The organism is Nonomuraea sp. NPDC049309 (assembly GCF_043196965.1).
Taxonomy (GTDB): Bacteria; Actinomycetota; Actinomycetes; order Streptosporangiales; family Streptosporangiaceae; genus Nonomuraea; species Nonomuraea fastidiosa.
Window position 1 is genome coordinate 626213 of sequence record NZ_JBICSH010000005.1, and the last position, 17745, is coordinate 643957.

The window sequence follows — 17745 nt, forward strand, 5'->3', positions numbered from 1 at the left end:
ACTCCACGGGAAAAGATCCGTACCCACTCAAATTAAGATCAGGCGAGTGCCACAAGATCGGAAAATTCGTCGCTCCATGCGTCTTCAGTTCCGTCCGGTAGCAAGATCACCCTATCCGGTGACAGGGCGTCAACGGCACCCTCGTCGTGCGTCACTAGGACGATAGCTCCTGAATACGACCTCAGAGCATTGAGAACCTGCTCTCGGCTGACAGGATCAAGGTTGTTCGTAGGCTCGTCGAGAAGAAGAACATTAGCGCTGGAGAGCACCAAGATCGCAAGTGCGAGACGGGTCTTCTCGCCACCGGACAAGACTCCAGCGGGCTTGTCGACGTCGTCTCCGGTGAACAGGAACGAGCCGAGCACCTTGCGCAACTCGGTGTCGGTGAAGTCGCCGCCGCCCGCCGATCGCATGTTCTCCAATAGCGTACGGTCGGCGTCAAGAGTCTCGTGTTCCTGGGCGTAATAACCGATCTTGAGCCCGTGTCCCGGCACGATCTCGCCGGTGTCGGGCTTTTCCAGACCGGCCAGCAGGCGCAGCAGCGTGGTCTTGCCGGCGCCGTTCAGACCGAGGATGACGACCCTGTGACCTCGGTCGATGGCCACGTCGACGTCCGTGAAGACCTCGAGCGACCCGTACGACTTCGACAGGCCGCGCGCCATGAGCGGGGTGCGCCCGCACGGCTGCGGATCGGGGAAGCGCAGCCGCGCCACCTTGTCGCTCTTGCGCTCCTCCTCGGTGCCGGCGAGCAGGCGGTGCGCGCGGCGCATCATGTCCTGGGCCGCCTTGGCCTTGGTGGCCTTGGCGCGCATCTTGTCGGCCTGGGCGAGCAGCGCGCCCGCTTGTTTCTCGGCGTTGGCGCGCTCGCGCTTCCTGCGCTTCTCGTCGGTCTCGCGCTGGGCGAGGTACGCCTTCCAGCCGACGTTGTAGTGATCGATCGTGGCCCGGTTGGCGTCGAGGTGCAGGACCTTGTTGACCGTCGCTTCAAGAAGCCCGACGTCGTGGCTGATGATCACCAAGCCGCCTTGATGGCTGCGCAAAAAATCACGAAGCCACCCGATTGAGTCGGCATCTAGGTGGTTTGTCGGCTCGTCAAGAAGGAGAGTTTCAGCCCCGCTGAAAAGAATTCTCGCCAATTCCACCCGGCGGCGCTGGCCGCCGGAAAGCGTTTCCAGCGGCTGCCCGAGCACCCGGTCGGGCAGGCCGAGGCTGGAAGCGATGGAGGCCGCCTCCGACTCGGCCGCGTAACCGCCCAGCACATGCATTTGATCTTCGAGCCGGCCGTAACGCCGTACGGCCTTCTCCCGGGTGCGGTCGTCGGCGGAGGACATGGCGAGCTCCGCCTCGCGCAGCTCGCGGAAGACCTCGTCGAGCCCGCGCGCCGACAGAATGCGGTCGCGTGCCAGCACCTTGAGGTCGCCGGTGCGCGGATCCTGGGGGAGATATCCCACGCTGCCGGCGCGGGTGACCGTGCCGGCGGCGGGCAGGGCCTCGCCCGCCAGCACCTTGGTGAGCGTGGTCTTGCCGGCGCCGTTGCGGCCGACGAGGCCGATCTTGTCGCCGGGGTTGACGCGGAACGAGGCTTTTTCGATGAGCAGGCGCGCGCCCGCGCGCAGCTCGATATCATTGGCAATGATCATGTGACCGGACACTCCCGAGCTAGGAAACGAGGATTGGGCGTGGAACGCCGGTCAATCGGGAGCATGCATACCGATCAGTGTAGAGCCCCGAGCAGGGGCTCCACTTTCGCTATTTCTCCGGCAGGTGCTCTCCTATCAGGGCCACGTTGCAGATGGCCGCGAGGCCGTACTGCGCCGCGCTGTTGGTGCTGACGTAGGCCGCCTCGCGCACCGCGTGCGGCACCTCGGGGCCGTCCACCGTGGTGAGCTCCCACTCGTCCTGCTCCTGCAGCGGGTTGCGGTTGAGCTGGTCGCCCTCGCCGGTGAAGAACTTGTGCCAGGCCCGGGCCGCCAGCTCCGCATCGCCGGTGCGCGCCGCCGCGTACGCGGTGAGCCTGCTGTGCGCCTGGATCAGCGAGATCCCGCTCAGCGCCACGCCCACCTCGGCCTTCTGCTGCTCGGGCGTGGCCAGGTAGAGCCGGCAGTACTCCAGCCAGGCCTCCTCGAAGCCGGGCACGTCCAGGCCGAGCCCGATCAGCTCGGCGCAGATCTCCGGCAGCCCGAACAGCGACGACAGGTGCGAGACGGAGATCCGGTCGCGCGAGGTGTCGAAGCGGCCGGTCTCCAGGTCGAGCCGGCCCTCGCCGGTCAGGAAGCGGCGCGGCATCGCGGCGATGTCGGCCATCGTGCCGAGCAGCCGGTCGCGGGCCCGCTCGTCGCCGTGCCGCTCCCAGCGGGTGAGCCAGGCGGCGGCCAGCGCGCCCCAGTCGGTGCCGAGCCCGACCGACAGCGCCGACGGGTCGGGCGTGTAGACGTCGTCGCGCACCTTGCGCAGCGGGTCGATGGCGAGGAACGTCTCCTCGGGGGCGCTCAGCTCGTCCATCAGGTCGCCGGTGCGCTCGTCGGCGGTCAGGTAGTAGTAGAAGCGCCGGTAGGCGGCGTTGGAGATGCGCACCTGCTTGCAACTGCACCCCCAGTGCTGCACGTTGTGCCGGCTGCCCAGGCCCTTCCACCTGCCCAGGTGGTAGACGTCCACCTCGCCGGTGTGGCGGGTCATCGCCTCGGCGAAGCGGAAGACGTCGGCCCTGCCGGTGCGCAGGTACTGCAGCCAGAGCCACAGATCGGGCGAGAGCTCGGAGTTGTCCCAGGCGTAGCCGCCCACGTCGTAGCGCCAGGTGTGCCGGTCGGCGTCGTAGGTGTGCATGACGTCGCCGTAGTCCCAGAAGCCGTACCAGCGGCGCTGCTCGCGCTCCCGTACGTAGTGGTCGAACAGGAAGTCCAGCCGGTCCTCGATGTCGGCGCGGGCCGGGGTCGAGCGGTCGGGCAGCGACCAGACGCCGAACACACCCGCCTCATGCACCCGCTCGGGGCTCGCGACCAGCAGGCCCGGCTCGTTCATCGCGGCGGCGTGCCCGGCCAGCTCCTGCGCGCTCGGCGTGGTCTCGTGGAAGCGCAGGCTCAGCTCGTGCGTACGCGCGATGCCCCGCGGGTCCCCGTATCCCGGCTCGTAGTCCTCGTAGGTGATCTCCAGCCCTTCGAGCTGCTCGGCGAAGGTGTCCTGGCCCATGCCGTCGTGGTAGAAGCGCAGGTCCATGGCCGGGGCCGAGGGCGACCAGAGCCAGACGGTGGCGGTGGCGAGGCCGGTGGCGGCGTTCCTGATGTCGAGGCGGGTGGGGTGCAGGCGCCAGAAGTCGCGCAGCCCGAAGCCGAGGCCGCCGCTCGTCCCGCCGACGTAGCCGTATCCGGCCGAGCGGGTGCCCGACGGGATCGTCACCCAGGCGTGGCCGTCCTTGGTGCGCTTGCGCAGCGTGTAGCCGTCGGCCGAGGTCTGGTCGAGCGTGTAGTCGCTCCAGGTGGGGATGAGGTGGAGCCGGGAGGCCACCCCCTCCGCGAGGGGTCCGGCGGGGCGGCCGGCCATCTGGTTGCGGCGGGCCTCCTCGCCGGGGTCGATGCGCAGGCCGGTGAGCCCGCGCACCGCCTCGGTCAGGAAGCCGGTCTCCCCCGCCAGGCGGATGTGCCGGTCGTGCGGCTCGTCGCGCATGACCACGTCGGCGCGCAGCCCCAGCCCGGCGAGGAAGTCGTGCTCGGGGTCGCCGTCCCAGATGAAGGTGTGCATCACCCGTACGTGCTCGGCTCCCGCGTGGAAGTACAGCCGCACGGTGAACGGCAGCCAGTCGCCGTGCCTGCCCTCGAGCCGCACCACCGCGCGCACCGGGCCCTCCTGCTCCACGGTGACGCTCTCGACGACGCCGGCCGCCTGCTCGCGGGCCACGTGCCCGCCCTCGTCGGGGGCGGGCTCGCACTGGCGCAGGCTGACCAGGCGCACGTCCCTCGCGATCTCCCGGCCGGCGCGGCTGACCGACCTGGCCAGCGTGCCGCCGCCGATACGCCAGGTGATCACGCCGGTGCTCACCACCAGCTCGCCGCGCTCGCGGGCGACCGTGACGGGCTTCTCCACCGCCGCGGGCTCGCGTCCCGGCTCCAGCCGGTACGCCTGCGCGTGCGGCCCGGCCCCGATCGCGTGCGCCGACCACTTGACCGAGCCGTCCGGCCAGGTCGCGGTCACCCAGCTCTGCACCGGCACCTGCCGCCCGCCGGCGTCGGCCAGCGCGAACGGCGTGCCGGGCTCGACCGCGCCGCGCGGCCACGGCACGCCCCAGGTCGTCCCCTGCTCGGCGGGCCGGTCCAGCCAGCGCAGCTCGGTCATCTGCCTTCCCTCCAACGATGTGCTCGCGTCATTCCTTGACCGACCCGATGAGGACGCCCTTGACGAAGTGCTTCTGCAGGAACGGGTAGAAGCACAGGATCGGCAGCGTGGCGATGACGACGACGGCGAACTTCAGGCCCTGCGTGGGGAAGAACACCGTCTCCAGGGCCGACAGCGCGTTCTGCGCGTCCGCGCCGGTGAGCTGGCGGACCAGCACCTGCAGCGTCCACTTGCTGCTGTCGTCGATGTACAGCAGCGGCGACATGTAGTCGTTCCAGATGCCCACGGCGTAGAACAGCGAGAACGTCGCGATGATCGGCTTCGACAGCGGCAGCACGATCTTGAAGAAGACGCCCATCTCCGTGCAGCCGTCGATGCGGGCCGCCTCCTCCAGCGCCTCGGGCAGCTCCTGGAAGAAGCTCTTGACGATCAGCAGGTAGAACGGGTTGATCGCAAGCGGCAGGATCAGCGCCCAGTAGCTGTTGAGCAGCCCCAGGTCGCGCACCACCAGGTACGTCGGGATGATGCCGCCGCTGAAGACCACGGTGAAGATGACCAGGTTGAGCGCCAGCGCCCGGCCCGGCAGGTAGCGCTTGGCCAGCGGGTAGGCCATGGTCAGCGTCAGCATGAGCTGGATGACCGTGCCGACGGCCGTCACCCCGATCGTGGTCAGCAGCGCCCTGATGAACACATCGGTGGCGAAGATGTACTCGTAGGTGCTGGTGACGAACTTGTGCGGCCACAGGAAGAACGACCGCGAGGCGATCTCCGACTCCGTGGCGAACGAGCCGGCGAGGACGTACAGCAGCGGCAGGAGCGTGATCAGGCCCAGCCCGATCAGCACGATGACGTTGATCGTGTCGAAGATCCGGCTGCCCACGGAGCGGTACTGGTTGACGGACATGCGGCGCTCCTAGAACAGACCCCGCTGGCCGAGGCGCTTGGCCAGCCAGTTGGAACCGAAGATCAGCAGGACTCCCGCCACGCCCTTGAACAGGCCGACGGCCGTGGCGTAGCTGAACGCGCCCTGGTTGATGCCCACGTAGTAGACGAAGGTGTCGAACACGTCGGCGGTGGCGCGGTTGAGGCTGTTCGTCATGAGCCAGATCTGCTCGAAGCTCATGTCGAGCAGGTTGCCGGACATGAGGATGGCCATGACGACGATCGTCGGGCGGATCGCGGGCAGCGTGACGTGCCAGAGCTGGCGCCAGCGGCCGGCGCCGTCCATCCTCGCCGCCTCGTACAGGTCGTGGTTCACGCCCGCCAGCGCCGCCAGGTAGATGATCGAGGACCACCCGGTGCTCTTCCACAGCGTCTGCAGGATGATGACCGGCCTGAACCACTCCGGCTGCGCCACGTAGTCGACCTTGGGCCCGCCGACGATGTCGTGGATCCACCCGGCCAGCACGCCGTAGTCGACCGAGAACAGGATGTACGTCAGCGACGCGACGATCGTCCACGACAGGAAGTGCGGGATGTAGATCAGCGACTGGACCGAGCGCTTGACGATGTTGATCCGCAGCTCGTTCAGCAGCAGCGCGACGATGATCGGCGCGGGGAAGACGAACACGATGTTCAGCAGCGCCAGGACCAGCGTGTTGTACATCAGCCGGCCGAAGTCGGGCCCCGTGAACAGGTCCACGAAGTGCTTGAAGCCCACCCACTCGCTGCCGCTGTAGCCCAGGAACGGCACGAAGTCCTGGAAGGCGATCTGCAGGCCGCGCATGGGCACGTACTTGAAGACGATGAAGTACACCAGCCCCGGGAGGAGCATGAGGTACAGCCATCGATAGCGCCACAGGTGGCGGGCCTTGCCGGGCTTGCGCCCGTGCGACGTGACCGTCTTGACCGGTGGCGTCGCCAGGTCGGTGGCCACTCGGCCTCCTTCTGTCCATGGGAGGGGCCCGGACGGGCCCCTCCCTGCTTGCGTCACTGGCCGAGCTTGGAGACCAGGTCCTGGATCTCTTGGGCGATCTGCCGGCCGCCGCTGTCATACCAGCGCTTGATCTCGGCCTTCAGCTGCTCTTCCGTGATCTGGCCCGCGAGGTACTTGATCCGCGCGTCGGTGACGATCGGGTTGAGCGTCGCGCCCTTCGCCACCGCCGTCGGCGAGACCACCGGCGCGCTGACGTCCCACACGGCCGTCTTCAGGTCCTCCTCGACGCGCTTCTTGCGCTCCTCCAGGTCCTTGCGGTACGGCTCCTCCGGAGGCACCCGCTCGTACGCGGCGCCGCCGGTACCGGTGCTGGCCCGCGTGCCGAGCTGGATGAACGCCTTGTCGACGTCGTCCTGGAGCTGCTTGACCTTCGGGTCGTCCTGGTTGATGAGCACGGCCACGCCGTCCTCGACCTTGAAGTTGCGGCCCTCGATGCCGTTGGCGAGCAGCACCTGGCCTTCCTTGCTGGCGAGCTTGTTCAGCGTGGTCAGCAGGTCGTCCAGCTGCTCCTCGGTGCGGATGCGCTGCTTGGAGATGGCCAGCACGTCCTTGTAACCGGTGAACGGCAGCGAGAACTTCTTGCCGTCGGGCCTGGCCAGGTTGCCGACCGTCAGGACCTTGTCGCCGTAGTTCTTCGGGTCCTGCTCCCTGAACAGGTCGAGCAGCTGCGTGGTGCGCACGTCGACGTCGATGATGATGCCGCCCTTGCCCTGGACGAACGGGTCGTTCCACTTGGCGGTGTCGAGGGTGTTCCAGTCGGGGTTGACCAGGCCCTCGTCGATCATCTTCTTGATGTAGCGCTGCGCCTCGAAGAACTCGGGCGTGTCGAACTCCGGCACCGCCTTGCCGTCACGGATGTCCCAGTTGTTCGGCGCGCCGAACCACACGTCGATCGCGTTGAACGGGCTGGAGGCGGCGAACACCGTGCCCGGCCACTTCGGGATGATGAGGCCGTAGGTGTCGTCCTTGCCGTTGCCGTCCGGGTCGTCCTCGGTGAACGCCTTGGCGATCTTGTAGAGGTCGTCGGTCGTCTTCGGCGGCTCCAGGCCGACCTTCTTCAGCCAGTCCTTGCGGATCTGGATGGCCGAGCGGAGCTGCGGCCTGATGCGGTAGATGCCGTAGATCCTGCCGTTGATCGAGGAGTTCAGCAGGACCTGTTCGTCACCGACGAGATTCGGATACTTCTTGATCTTGTCGGTGAGGTCCCAGAACGCCCCGGCCTCGGCCGCCTTGCCGAACGCGGGCGACTTCGGGTCGACCACCATGACGTCAGGGATGTTGTCCGAGGCCAGGGTGACGTTGACCTTCTCCTGGTACTCGGCGTTCGGCACCCAGGTGACCTTGATCTTCTTGCCGAGGAACTTCTCGATCGCCTGGTGCAGCTCGCCCTGGGGGTCGGGCGCGGTGCCGAACAGCTGCGTCATGAACGTGATCGTGTTGTCGTCCGCCTGGCTTGAATCGCCGCCGGCGCCGGTGCCGGAGCACGCGGAGGCCACCAGGGCGGTTGTCAGCGCTAACGCTCCGGCGAGGAAGCGACTACGGGATGCGCTCATGGGTTTCCTTCCGAATGCAGGCGCGCCTCGTTCTCCTCAAAGAAGCGCAGGCAGAGCCAGGTGTTGACAGAGATCCACGCACCGATGCTGGCCAGTGGCGCCAGGACGGGCATCTCCGATGTGGCGTAGACGATCGCCCAGAGCGTGAACATCAGCAGCACGGTGGAGGCCGGCCGGGTCAGCGCGAGCAGCGACGCCTTCGGGATGTACGCCCACAGCGGCAGCTCGTAGTGCGTGTAGAGCGGGCCGATGTAGGACCCGACGGCCGCGAGCGCCAGCAGCGCCACGAACGTCGCGACCCGCAGCCCGCCCGCGTCCTGGCCGAGCACGGAGAAGTACAGGTAGTTGCCGACCAGTACGGTGGCGAGCACCGCCGGTGGCAGGACGAGCAGCGAGCCACGGACGAACTCCCGCCGGTAGACGGTCCAGAATTCGCCCCACACCTGAAACGATTCATTCCTGGCGTGCCGCCGGGCCAGCGTGTACGCGGCCACCGTGGCGGGCCCGAGCCCGAGTATCACGCCTCCCGCGAGGGTGAAGACGAGCCACATCAGGTTGAGCTGGACCACCCAGATGACCTCTGAGCAGGCAGCTTGGATCCTGATCGACATGGCGGGATGATTCATCCGGCACCACCTTCTCGTGGCACGTGCACGAATGCGGGGGTGGAGTGTTGCACCGTGGTTCCTGCCCAGTTACAAGGTAGTGAACGGCGGTTGGTGCGAAAGTAGTGTTGAATCGACTCAAAGTCAATGATGCGGACGGCGGAGATTTCGCCGCCGCGCCCCGCTCCGGCCGCCCGACCAGCGAGAATCCCCGTGCGACCGGGCCCCCGAGACCAAATCGTTGGTTCCGAGAAGCTCCCCAGCAACGTACCGCGAAGCCCTCCGGCCAGGCCACACATCCAGCCACTTCACCTCAAATCGCCACAGAACACCTCACCCTCGGGGATGGGACGCCGCGCCCGGCCGGGGATGGGACGCCACGCCGGCGCACAGGCAGAGGCGGCAGCGCAGGCCGGGGACGAGCACAGCGCAGCGACGGGAGCGAGCAGACCACCGGCCGAGACGAGCGAAGCGGAGCGGCCACAGGGGGATGCGAAGGCGCGGCACCGGTCACCGGCCGCCCCCACTACCGCACTCCACCGCTGCGACCAGCCACGACGCGGCGACGAGAGCGAGCGAGGGCCCGTGGCCGCCCGACCGGGTGAGCGGACGAGAGCCCTCGAACCGGCACCACCGGGACGACGCGACCGGCGTGGAGCGTCCGACAGCGCCCACACGGCCATGAGCGGCCACGACCCGGCCGGAATGGCGAGCACGACACCCGCGCCCCCGCATCCAAGCGCAGCACACGCGCCGGGGGCGAGCGCGGCACCCGCGCCGCTGCCGGGGCGAGCGCAGTGCCAGCGCCGCCGCAACGGAGCACGACGCAGTACCAGCGCCGCCGCAACGGAGCACGACGCAGTACCAGCGCCGCCGCAACGGAGCACGACGCAGTACCAGCGCCGCCGCAACGGGGCGAGACGCAACCGCCGGGGGCGAGCGCAGCACTCACCCGCAGCCCACCACCGCACACCACCCGCAGCCCACCGCCGCGCGCCGCCCGGGGCGGGGCGTGAACGCCCGCACCAGAAGATCGGCCGTGCCACGACCAGCCCCACAGCGCAACGGAGCCGGTCAGGCGCCCAAGAGGAGCACGAGGTCAGGAGGAGCGGTACGGGGCGCTGGAGTCGCGGACGACCAGGTCGGGCTGGAAGATGACCTGGCGGTGACGGTGCTGCTCGGGGTCGCTCACCTCCTCCAGCAGCAGATCGATGGCGGTGCGGCCGAGCAGCTCGCGGGGCTGGCGCACCGACGACAGCGGCACGGCCGCGGCGGCGGCGAAGTCGATGTCGTCGTAGCCGATGATGGCCATGTCGGCGGGCACCCGCAGCCCGTTGGACGCCATGGCCTGCAGGAACCCGAGCGCCATCATGTCGTTGGCGCAGAAGGCGGCGGTCGGCCGCTCGGCGGGCGGCAGGGCGGCGATGCGCTCGCCGATGGCCCGTCCTTCGGCCACGGTGAGCGCGGGCGCGGTGGCGGTGAGCAGCTCGACGGCGCCCCCTGAGGCGGCGACGGCGCTGGTCACGCCGGCCTGCCGGTCGGCCACCTGTTTGATGCTCGTCGGCCCGCCGACGAAGACGATGCGGCGGTGTCCGCGTTCGATGAGGTGCGCGCCGGCGATCTGGCCGCCGAGCCGGTCGTCCACGGCCACCGAGCACTGCAGCCCCGTGGCGGGGCTGTCGACCAGCACGACGGGTGTGCCGCGGGCGACGAGCTCCTCGAGCCAGGGGGTCTCGGCCTCGACCGGGGTGATGAGGATGCCCATCACCCGCTGCTGTTCGAGCTGGTCGAGGTGGCGGCGCTCGCGGCCGGGGTCTCCGGCGCTGTTGCAGAGCACCACCATGGTGTCGTGGTCGTCGGCGACGGCTTCGGCGCCCGTGGCCACGTCCACGAAGAACGGGTTGGCGACGTCGAGCACGACGAGGCCGACCGTGCGGCTGCGGCCAGCGCGCAGGTGGCGGGCCACCTCGTTGCGGACGAACCCCAGTTTCTTGATCGCTTCGAAGACGCGTTCGCGGGTGGCCGGAGACACGATCTCGGGGCGGTTGAGCACATTGCTCACCGTGCCGACCGAGACGCGCGCCAGCTGCGCGACCTCTTTGATGTTCGTGGTCGCCATCGATCCTCACGAGGCCGTGCTGCTGAAGGTGCGGGAGCGCCGCCCTGGGTGCGCGCCGGACACGGCGCACCGGCGAGAGGCGTGACCCGATGTCGTACGGTGTGCCGCCTGGCGCGGTCCACCGAGAACTCGGCTCATCATAGCGGCAAATTATTGAATCGTCTCAAGAGCCTGCTGCCTGCCATGTGCGCGAGGTCGCGACTTCGGCGCTCATGCCGTCCAGCATCAGCCGCAGATAGCGGCCCGGATCGGCGGCCACGGGTGCGGGAAGCCCGTCGGGGTGGCAGGTGAAGATGCTCAGGAGGTGGACGAGGTCGTCGGTGCCGACGTCCTCGCGCATGGAGCGGTCGGCCTGCGCCTGGCGTACGAGCCGGTCGAGCCGCTCGACCCACTCCTGCCGCGCCCGCGCGAACTCCGCCCGCCCCACGACCACCTCGTCCGGCAGCTCGGCGAGCGCCGTGGACAGCGCGGTGCGGCCCGGCTCGGCGGCCCAGGAGACGAAGCTGCGGATCGCGCTCCACGCGTCGCCTTCGGCCGTGGCGGCGTCGAGCGCCTCGGTCATCGTGTGGACGTAGTGCTCGCCGACGGCCGCGATCAGCGCGTTGCGGTCGGGGAAGCGGCGGTAGAGGGTGCCGACGCCGACGCCCGCGCGCCGCGCGATGACCTCCATCGGAACGTTGACCCCGCGTTCGGCGATGGCCTCCGCCGCGGCTGTGACGATCTTGGTGAGGTTCCGCCTGGCGTCCGCGCGCACGTTCCGGCTCCTAAGTGGACGATCCAATTCCGTCTAGTGTACCGTCCGGCTAACCGGAATCCATCTGTCCGCTTATGGAGGTACGCTCATGATCGTGGTGACCGGTGCCACCGGCTCCATCGGCCGTGAACTCGCCGCGCTGCTGCGGGGCCGCGACGCCCTCGCCGCCGTCCGCCGTCCCGCCGGCGACCTCGGCATCCCGTACCGGATCGCCGACCTCGAACGTCCCGAGACGGTCGGCGCCCTGCTCTCCCCCGGCGACCGGCTCTTCCTCAACAGCTCGATCTGGCCCGGTTTCGCCGACGCGCACCGCGCCGTCATCGACCTGGCGGCGCGCGCCGGGGTCGCGCAGATCGTCACGGTGTCGGTACGCGGCGCCGCCTCCGGCGCCCGGCTCGCCACCGGCCTGCACGGGATCGTGGACGCCCACCTGCGGGCGTCCGGCGTGCCGTACGCGATCCTGCAGCCGACCGGCTTCATGCAGAACCTGCCGCACGAGTTCGCGGACGGCGTCATGTACGGCTCGTACGGCACCGCCCCCGTGAACTACATCGACGCCCGCGACATCGCCGCCACCGCCGCCGCCCTGCTGACCGGCCCCGCCGGGCCCAGCGGCGAGCACGTGCTGACCGGGCCCGAGTCGCTGCCGCACGACCGGATCGCCGAGGAGATCGGCCGCGTGCTCGGCCGCCCCGCCCGCTACGTGGACCTGCCCGTCCCCGAGATGACCGCCCACCTCGAACGCCGCGGCATGCCGCGCGCCCAGGCCGCCGAGCTGGCGGCCCTCATGGCCGAGATCGGCGACGGCCGCTGGGCTTCGACCACGACGACGGTGGAGGATCTCACCGGCCGCCCGCCCCGTCCCCTGTCCGCCTTCCTGACCGACCACAAGGACGCCTTCTCCTGAACGAACGGCGCACCGTGCGGCGAGGGCCGCCCGGATCGGATCCCGCCGAGGGCTCAGGAGGGATCGACGACCCGGATCCGTACCGCTCTGAACCGCGCGGGCGTCTCCCGCAGCACCGCCAGCCGCGGGTCGGGCACCGTGAGGAACGGCTCGCGCTCCAGCGCGAGCAGCGGGGCGAGGCGGCGGTCCTGCCGCAGGGCGTCCACGGCGCGCCGGTCACCGCCGAGCACCACCGCGTCCAGCCTGCCGAGGTGCGGGGTCAGCACCCGTACGGCCGTCGCCACCGCGTCCTCGAACACCCGCGCCGCCTGGTTCGCCCGCCGCCTGGCGTAGCGCTGCTGCGACCACCCGCCGGCCGCCGTACGCCCCTGTACCAGCCGCGACCCCACCTTCGACGCCACCAGCTCCGTCCCGTGGAACACCCCGGCCGCGTAACCGCCGAGCCGCACCAGGAACACGCCCACCCGCCGCGCCGCCCGCGCGTGCATGACCAGCCGGGTGACGTGCGGCGGTCCTGGCGGCGTCATGGGCGGAAAGGGCACGTGCAGCTCGGCCACAGCGCCGTCACCGGCCACCAGCCGCACCACCCGCTCGTCGCCGGACGCCGAGAAGGGGCCGTGGCGCCCGGCGAACCCGTCGATCCACGGATGCAGGCGCTCCGGCGGCACGCAGACCCACCGGCCGCCTCCCTTCGCCGGACGCCCGCCCATGCCGCGAACCCTACCGAACCCAGCCTTCACCCCGCCGCCCCGCCCAGCGGCGAAGAGCGCCGCCGGGAGGCGCGAAACCGCTCCGGCCTGACACACCAGACCACCTCCCTGCTCACCCGCCCCCTGGTGGACCTCGGCACCGGGGCCGTCGGCGCGCATCCCGCCGTCGTGGTCTCTTCGGGCGCCCTGCGCGCCACGGCCGCTGCCGTGGTGCTGGAGCCGCCGGTCGGAGTGGTGCTGCCGCGGTCGAAGGTGGGGATCGACGGGCCGCCCGTGATCGTCCGGTGCGGGCCGGGTGCAGGTGAGCGATCGGCGCGCGCGACGCCGGGCCGAGGCCCAGGGGTCAGACCCAGCCCTGGGCCTTGGCCCGTTGCACCGCCTCGATGCGGTTGCGGGCGTGGGTCTTCTGGATGGCCGACGACAGATAGTTGCGCACGGTCCCCTCGGACAAGTGCAGCCGCGCCGCGATGTCCCCGATCGTGGATCCGTCGGCCGCCGCGGCGAGGACGTCGCGCTCGCGCCCCGACAAGGGGTTGGGGCCGGCGCTGAGCGCGGCGGCCGCGAGCGCGGGGTCGATGACCCGCTCCCCCGCGTGCACCCGCCGGATGGCCGCCGCCAGTTCCCTGGCCGGGCTGTCCTTCACGAGGAAGGCCACCGCTCCCGCCTCCATGGCGGTGCGCAGGTAGCCGGGGCGGCCGAAGGTGGTGAGGATCATCACCCGGCATCCCGGCACGTCGCGGACGATGTTCCGGCAGGCGGCGAGCCCGCCGGTGCCGGGCATCTCGATGTCGAGCAGCGCCACGTCGGGCCGGGTGGCGGCGGCGACGGCGAGCGCCTCGTCGCCGTTCGCGGCCTCGCCGACGACCTCGATGTCGCTTTCGAGGCCGAGCAGGGACGCCAGCGCCCCGCGCACCATGGCCTGGTCCTCGGCCAGCATCACCCTGATCATGCGTACTCCATCGCAGGAGCCGGCGCCCGGTTCATGCGTACTCCCCTAGAGATCACGCGTACTCCACCGCGGGCACCTGGACCCTGAGCCGGTGCCCGCGTCCGTCGGGGCCGGCGGTGACCGTGCCGCCGGCTGCGGTCACGCGCTCGGTCAGCCCGCGCAGGCCGCTGCCCGGCTCGTACGGCCCGTCGCCGCCGTCTCCGTCGTCCACGATCTCCAGCATGGCGGTGCCGCCGCCGACGGTCACGGCGATCTCGCACCGCCTGGCGTGCGCGTGGCGCACGACGTTGGTGATGCCCTCGCGCACGCTCCACGCGAACAGCTCGTCGAGCGCGGCGGGCGGCGGTCCCCCGGTGACGCGCACCTCGGCGGCGACTCCTGCGGCGGCCAGCACCGCGCGGGCGCTGTCGAGCTCCTCGGCCAGGCTGCGCTGCCGGTAGCCGGCGACCGCCTCGCGCACCTCGGTCAGCGCCTTCCTGGCGACGGACTCGATGTCGGCGATCTCCTGGCGCACCCGGGGCGACTCCTCGGCCAGCCGCCCGGCGAGCTCGCTTTTGAGCACGATGAGCGACAGGCTGTGGCCCAGCAGGTCGTGCAGGTCGCGGGCGATGCGCAGGCGTTCCTCGGCGGCGGCGAGCCTGGCCACCTCGTCCTGGGCGATGCGGAGCCGGTGGCTCAGCGCGCGGGTGTTGCGGACGCTGATGAACAGCACGCCGAGCGTCACCACCTGGATGGCGAGCACGGCGAGGGTGTCCCAGTCGTCGCGGTGCAGGACACCGCCGCCGATGACGACCAGCAGGCTCAGCGCCATGCCGGCCAGGGTGTGAGCGGGCCGCAGGACGAAGGCGTACAGGACGACGGTGTAGACCGGCAGCGACAGCCAGGACCCGCCGAAGGCGAGCGCGGCCGTCACACCGAGCAGGGTGACCAGCGCGAGCAGCGGGTAGGTGAAGCGGCCCGCCTTGACCATGGTCGGCGGGCTGACGACGGTGGCGATGTAGGCGCCGATGTACGCCACCAGCAGCAGCGCCGCCGCGACCGCCGTGACCCCGCTGAGCGCGCCGGTCACGATGTCGGTGACCGGGAAGAGGAGGTAGACCATCCCGACGGCGACGCCCACCAGTCTCCTGGCGGGCGGCCCGCTCTCGTCGGGGCCGCCGAAGTTGATCCGGTCGGCGAAGCTCATGCACGTACCGTAGCCCGCCGGTAGAGGAAGGCCGCCAGCCCGCCCAGCACGACCGTCCATCCGGCGACGGCCAGCACGTCCGCCGTGGCCACGCCGTGGCCCGCGGCGAGGCTCCAGCCGAGCCCGGCGTAGTGGTAGGAGGGCGTCAGCTCGGCCACGGTCTTCATGGTCGCGCCGAAGACCTCGGGCGGGAACCACAGGCCGCCCGCGATGGCCAGGGCGAACATGCAGATCATGGCGACCGGCTGGGCGGCGTCGGCGGTCAGCGCCGAGCCGATGGCCAGCCCGAGCGCCACGAACGGCGCGGCACCGAGCCACAGCGCCACCAGCAGCGCCGCCCATCTGCCCGGCGGCAGCGACACGCCCTGCTGGACGATCGCGACCAGGCTCACCAGCGCCAGCGAGGGCAGCACGAGGAGCATCGCGGTGAGGAGCTTGACGGCGATGACGGCGGAGCCGGGCAGCGGGGTGATCTGGATCTGGCGCAGCCAGCCGGACTGCCGCTCGGTGGCCAGCGGCACGGCGGAGCTCATCATGGACGCCGCCAGCGCCCCGTAGGCGGCCATCGACACCATGAGCACGACGCTGTAGGCGACGCCGTCCGGGGAGGTGTCCTGGCCGTAGATGTTGGCGTTGATCACGTACAGCAGCACGGGGAAGCTCACCACGAACACGAGGTAGCGCTTGTTCCGCAGCATGCGCAGGATGTCGATCTTGGCGAAGGCGAGCATCAGGACTCCCTGGTGAGCTGGAGGAACGCGGCTTCGAGTCCGGCCCCGGTGAGCCGGAGGCCGCGCACGTCGAGCGCGGTGCCCCGGTAGAGCGCGTCGAGGGTGGCGTCGGGGTCGGAGGTGTGCAGGGTGGCCGTGCCGGCGACGACCTCGACGGCGCGTACGCCGGGCAGCCGGTCGAGCCCGGCCGCGGGCTGGGCGCCGAGGTCGAAGGTGACGGCGCTGCCTCCGGCGGCGGCCTTGATCTCGGCGGCGGTGCCGTCGGCCGCCAGCCTTCCGCGCGCGATGACGATCACCCGGTCGGAGTGCTCGTCGGCCTCCTCCAGGTAGTGGGTGGCGAAGACGACGGTACGCCCGCCGGCCGCGTAGTCGTGCATGCCCGCCCAGAAGCGCAGCCTGGACTCGACGTCCATGGCGGCGGTGGGCTCGTCGAGCAGCAGGATCTTCGGCGCGCCCGCGACGGCGAGGGCGAACCTGACCCGCTGCGCCTGCCCGCCGGACAGCCTGTTCGCCCGCCGCCCGGCCAGGCCGGTCAGGTCGGCCAGCTCCAGGACCTCGTCCAGGGCCAGGGGGCGGGGGTAGAGGCGGCGCACGCAGTCGACGAGTTCCTTGACGGTCAGCTCGGGGATGAGCGCGCCGTGCTGGAGCATGGCGCCCATCTCCCCGGCCCTGACCGCCTCGGCGGGGCTGCGGCCGTGCACGGCGACCGTGCCCGCGGTGGGCTGCAGGAGGCCGAGCAGCAGGTTGATGGAGGTGGACTTGCCGGCGCCGTTGGGGCCGAGCAGCGCGACCGTCGAGCCGGGCTCGATGGACAGCGACAGGTCGTCGACGGCGAGCACGTCCCCGTAGTGCTTGCTGACGTGGTCGAAGACGATGGCGTTCATGACGTGAACGCTAGGTGCGGGGCGGTGGGCGGCGGCAGTGCGTTCCCTCCGGCCTTCGCCATGACATTTGTCAGTACGAGCGCACCGTACGGGGACCTGAAAGAACGCGACGCGAACGGCGGCGCGCCCGGGACCGGACGGGATGAGAAAGGCGCGCCCCGGATCAGAGAGGGCGCGCCCCGAGGCTCACAGGCGGCAGGCGTAGATGTCGGTGACCAGGATGGCGCGCGCCCCGATGTCCCAGAGCTGGTCCATCACCTGCTGGTGCCCCTGGCGGCGGACCATGGCGCGCACGGCGACCCAGCCCTCGCGGTGCAGCGGCGAGACGGTCGGCCCCTCCATGCCCGGGGTGAGCGCGATGGCCTCCTCGATGCGCTCGGCGCGGATGTCGTAGTCCATCATCACGAAGTCGCGGGCGTGGACGACGCCCTGGAAGCGGCGGACGAGCTGGCCCTCGCCCGGCGTCTCCGCCGCGCCCTGCCGCTTGATGAGCACCGCCTCCGAGCGCATGATCGGCTCACCGAAGACTTCGAGGCCGACGTTGCGCAGGGTGGTGCCGGTCTCGACGACGTCGGCGATGGCGTCGGCCACGCCGAGCCTTATGGCGGTCTCGACGGCGCCGTCGAGCTTGATCACGCGTGCGTCGACGCCCTGGTCGGACAGGTACTTGTCGAGCAGGCCCGGGTAGGCGGTGGCGATGCGGCGGCCGTCGAGGTCGGCGACCGAGGACATCGCGCCGGCCGGGGCGGCCAGCCGGAAGGTGGAGTTGCCGAAGCCGAGCGGCATGATCTCCTCGACCGGCGCGCCGGAGTCGATCAGCATGTCGCGGCCGGTGATGCCGACGTCGAGGGTGCCCTCGCCGACGTAGACGGCGATGTCCCTGGGGCGCAGGAAGAACAGCTCGCAGCCGTTGGCCTCGTCGACGACGACGAGCTCCTTGCTGTCCCTGCGGGGCCGGTAGCCGGCCTCTTTGAGCATGCTCTGGGCGCCCTCGCTGAGCGCGCCCTTGTTCGGTACTGCCAGGCGCAGCATGTCAGGTCCTTACGTGTCTCGCTCTCACTGTCTCTCCGCGGTGGCCGGGCGCC

General features: G+C 70.5%; 15 protein-coding genes. 1 reads left to right on the plus strand and 14 read right to left on the minus strand.

The window, feature by feature from the left end:
• Nucleotides 1–38: 38 nt before the first annotated feature.
• The 8 genes from ACGFIM_RS31205 to ACGFIM_RS31240 all read right to left on the minus strand — a co-directional run bounded on the left by ACGFIM_RS31205 (nucleotide 39) and on the right by ACGFIM_RS31240 (nucleotide 11293).
• Complete coding sequence (locus tag ACGFIM_RS31205) at nucleotides 39–1640, minus strand: ABC-F family ATP-binding cassette domain-containing protein (protein WP_393207488.1); 1602 nt, start codon at nucleotides 1638–1640, stop codon at nucleotides 39–41.
• 109 nt (nucleotides 1641–1749) lie between these two features.
• Entirely contained in the window at nucleotides 1750–4326 is a 2577-nt protein-coding gene (locus ACGFIM_RS31210; protein ID WP_393207491.1) for a Tat pathway signal sequence domain protein, read from the minus strand.
• Nucleotides 4327–4354: 28 nt separating this feature from the next.
• On the minus strand, nucleotides 4355–5230 hold the full coding sequence (locus ACGFIM_RS31215) for a carbohydrate ABC transporter permease (protein ID WP_393207494.1): 876 nt from the start codon (nucleotides 5228–5230) through the stop codon (nucleotides 4355–4357).
• 9 nt (nucleotides 5231–5239) lie between these two features.
• Entirely contained in the window at nucleotides 5240–6202 is a 963-nt protein-coding gene (locus tag ACGFIM_RS31220) for an ABC transporter permease (RefSeq protein WP_393207497.1), read from the minus strand.
• A 53-nt stretch (nucleotides 6203–6255) separates the two neighbouring features.
• Complete coding sequence (locus tag ACGFIM_RS31225) at nucleotides 6256–7815, minus strand: extracellular solute-binding protein (protein WP_393207499.1); 1560 nt, start codon at nucleotides 7813–7815, stop codon at nucleotides 6256–6258.
• A complete protein-coding gene (locus ACGFIM_RS31230; RefSeq protein ID WP_393207502.1) occupies nucleotides 7812–8441 on the minus strand; it encodes a YesL family protein in 630 nt (209 codons plus the stop codon). Before ACGFIM_RS31230 ends, ACGFIM_RS31225 begins: the two co-directional genes overlap by 4 nt.
• A gap of 1078 nt (nucleotides 8442–9519) precedes the next feature.
• Nucleotides 9520–10539 carry a LacI family DNA-binding transcriptional regulator gene (locus tag ACGFIM_RS31235; protein WP_393207505.1) on the minus strand — a complete coding sequence of 340 codons (1020 nt, stop codon included), beginning with the start codon at nucleotides 10537–10539 and terminating at the stop codon, nucleotides 9520–9522.
• Between the two features lie 163 nt (nucleotides 10540–10702).
• Entirely contained in the window at nucleotides 10703–11293 is a 591-nt protein-coding gene (locus ACGFIM_RS31240; protein ID WP_393207508.1) for a TetR/AcrR family transcriptional regulator, read from the minus strand.
• Nucleotides 11294–11381: 88 nt separating this feature from the next.
• On the opposite strand from ACGFIM_RS31240, the gene ACGFIM_RS31245 reads away from it, so the two are divergent.
• Nucleotides 11382–12200, plus strand: a complete 819-nt coding sequence (locus ACGFIM_RS31245) for an NAD(P)H-binding protein (protein ID WP_393207511.1) — start codon at nucleotides 11382–11384, stop codon at nucleotides 12198–12200.
• 53 nt (nucleotides 12201–12253) lie between these two features.
• On the opposite strand, the gene ACGFIM_RS31250 is transcribed toward ACGFIM_RS31245, so the two are convergent.
• From ACGFIM_RS31250 to hisG, 6 genes are all read right to left on the minus strand, one after another.
• Entirely contained in the window at nucleotides 12254–12910 is a 657-nt protein-coding gene (locus ACGFIM_RS31250) for an acVLRF1 family peptidyl-tRNA hydrolase (protein WP_393207514.1), read from the minus strand.
• Nucleotides 12911–13253: 343 nt separating this feature from the next.
• Nucleotides 13254–13859: a response regulator transcription factor gene (locus ACGFIM_RS31255; RefSeq protein WP_393207517.1), complete on the minus strand. Its 606-nt coding sequence runs from the start codon at nucleotides 13857–13859 to the stop codon at nucleotides 13254–13256.
• Between the two features lie 52 nt (nucleotides 13860–13911).
• Nucleotides 13912–15045, minus strand: a complete 1134-nt coding sequence (locus ACGFIM_RS31260; RefSeq protein WP_393207520.1) for a sensor histidine kinase — start codon at nucleotides 15043–15045, stop codon at nucleotides 13912–13914.
• The gene (locus tag ACGFIM_RS31265; protein WP_393207523.1) at nucleotides 15042–15776 is read right to left on the minus strand and encodes an ABC transporter permease; all 735 of its coding nucleotides are present in this window, start codon (nucleotides 15774–15776) and stop codon (nucleotides 15042–15044) included. Before ACGFIM_RS31265 ends, ACGFIM_RS31260 begins: the two co-directional genes overlap by 4 nt.
• Nucleotides 15776–16660 (minus strand): ABC transporter ATP-binding protein, encoded by an 885-nt coding sequence (locus ACGFIM_RS31270; protein WP_393207526.1) that lies wholly within the window; start codon nucleotides 16658–16660, stop codon nucleotides 15776–15778. Before ACGFIM_RS31270 ends, ACGFIM_RS31265 begins: the two co-directional genes overlap by 1 nt.
• Before the next feature lie 186 nt (nucleotides 16661–16846).
• Nucleotides 16847–17692: an ATP phosphoribosyltransferase gene (hisG, locus tag ACGFIM_RS31275; protein ID WP_393207529.1), complete on the minus strand. Its 846-nt coding sequence runs from the start codon at nucleotides 17690–17692 to the stop codon at nucleotides 16847–16849.
• Between the last annotated feature and the right edge of the window lie 53 nt (nucleotides 17693–17745).

Excerpts from the sequence above, each read along its gene's own strand:
- ACGFIM_RS31205 (WP_393207488.1), bottom strand. The coding sequence starts at position 1,640 with ATGATCATTGCCAATGATATCGAGCTGCGCGCGGGCGCGCGCCTGCTC.
- ACGFIM_RS31210 (WP_393207491.1), bottom strand. The coding sequence starts at position 4,326 with ATGACCGAGCTGCGCTGGCTGGACCGGCCCGCCGAGCAGGGGACGACC.
- ACGFIM_RS31215 (WP_393207494.1), bottom strand. The coding sequence starts at position 5,230 with ATGTCCGTCAACCAGTACCGCTCCGTGGGCAGCCGGATCTTCGACACG.
- ACGFIM_RS31225 (WP_393207499.1), bottom strand. The coding sequence starts at position 7,815 with ATGAGCGCATCCCGTAGTCGCTTCCTCGCCGGAGCGTTAGCGCTGACA.
- ACGFIM_RS31230 (WP_393207502.1), bottom strand. The coding sequence starts at position 8,441 with ATGAATCATCCCGCCATGTCGATCAGGATCCAAGCTGCCTGCTCAGAG.
- ACGFIM_RS31235 (WP_393207505.1), bottom strand. The coding sequence starts at position 10,539 with ATGGCGACCACGAACATCAAAGAGGTCGCGCAGCTGGCGCGCGTCTCG.
- ACGFIM_RS31245 (WP_393207511.1), top strand. The coding sequence starts at position 11,382 with ATGATCGTGGTGACCGGTGCCACCGGCTCCATCGGCCGTGAACTCGCC.
- ACGFIM_RS31250 (WP_393207514.1), bottom strand. The coding sequence starts at position 12,910 with ATGGGCGGGCGTCCGGCGAAGGGAGGCGGCCGGTGGGTCTGCGTGCCG.
- ACGFIM_RS31255 (WP_393207517.1), bottom strand. The coding sequence starts at position 13,859 with ATGATCAGGGTGATGCTGGCCGAGGACCAGGCCATGGTGCGCGGGGCG.
- ACGFIM_RS31260 (WP_393207520.1), bottom strand. The coding sequence starts at position 15,045 with ATGAGCTTCGCCGACCGGATCAACTTCGGCGGCCCCGACGAGAGCGGG.
- ACGFIM_RS31265 (WP_393207523.1), bottom strand. The coding sequence starts at position 15,776 with ATGCTCGCCTTCGCCAAGATCGACATCCTGCGCATGCTGCGGAACAAG.
- ACGFIM_RS31270 (WP_393207526.1), bottom strand. The coding sequence starts at position 16,660 with ATGAACGCCATCGTCTTCGACCACGTCAGCAAGCACTACGGGGACGTG.
- hisG (WP_393207529.1), bottom strand. The coding sequence starts at position 17,692 with ATGCTGCGCCTGGCAGTACCGAACAAGGGCGCGCTCAGCGAGGGCGCC.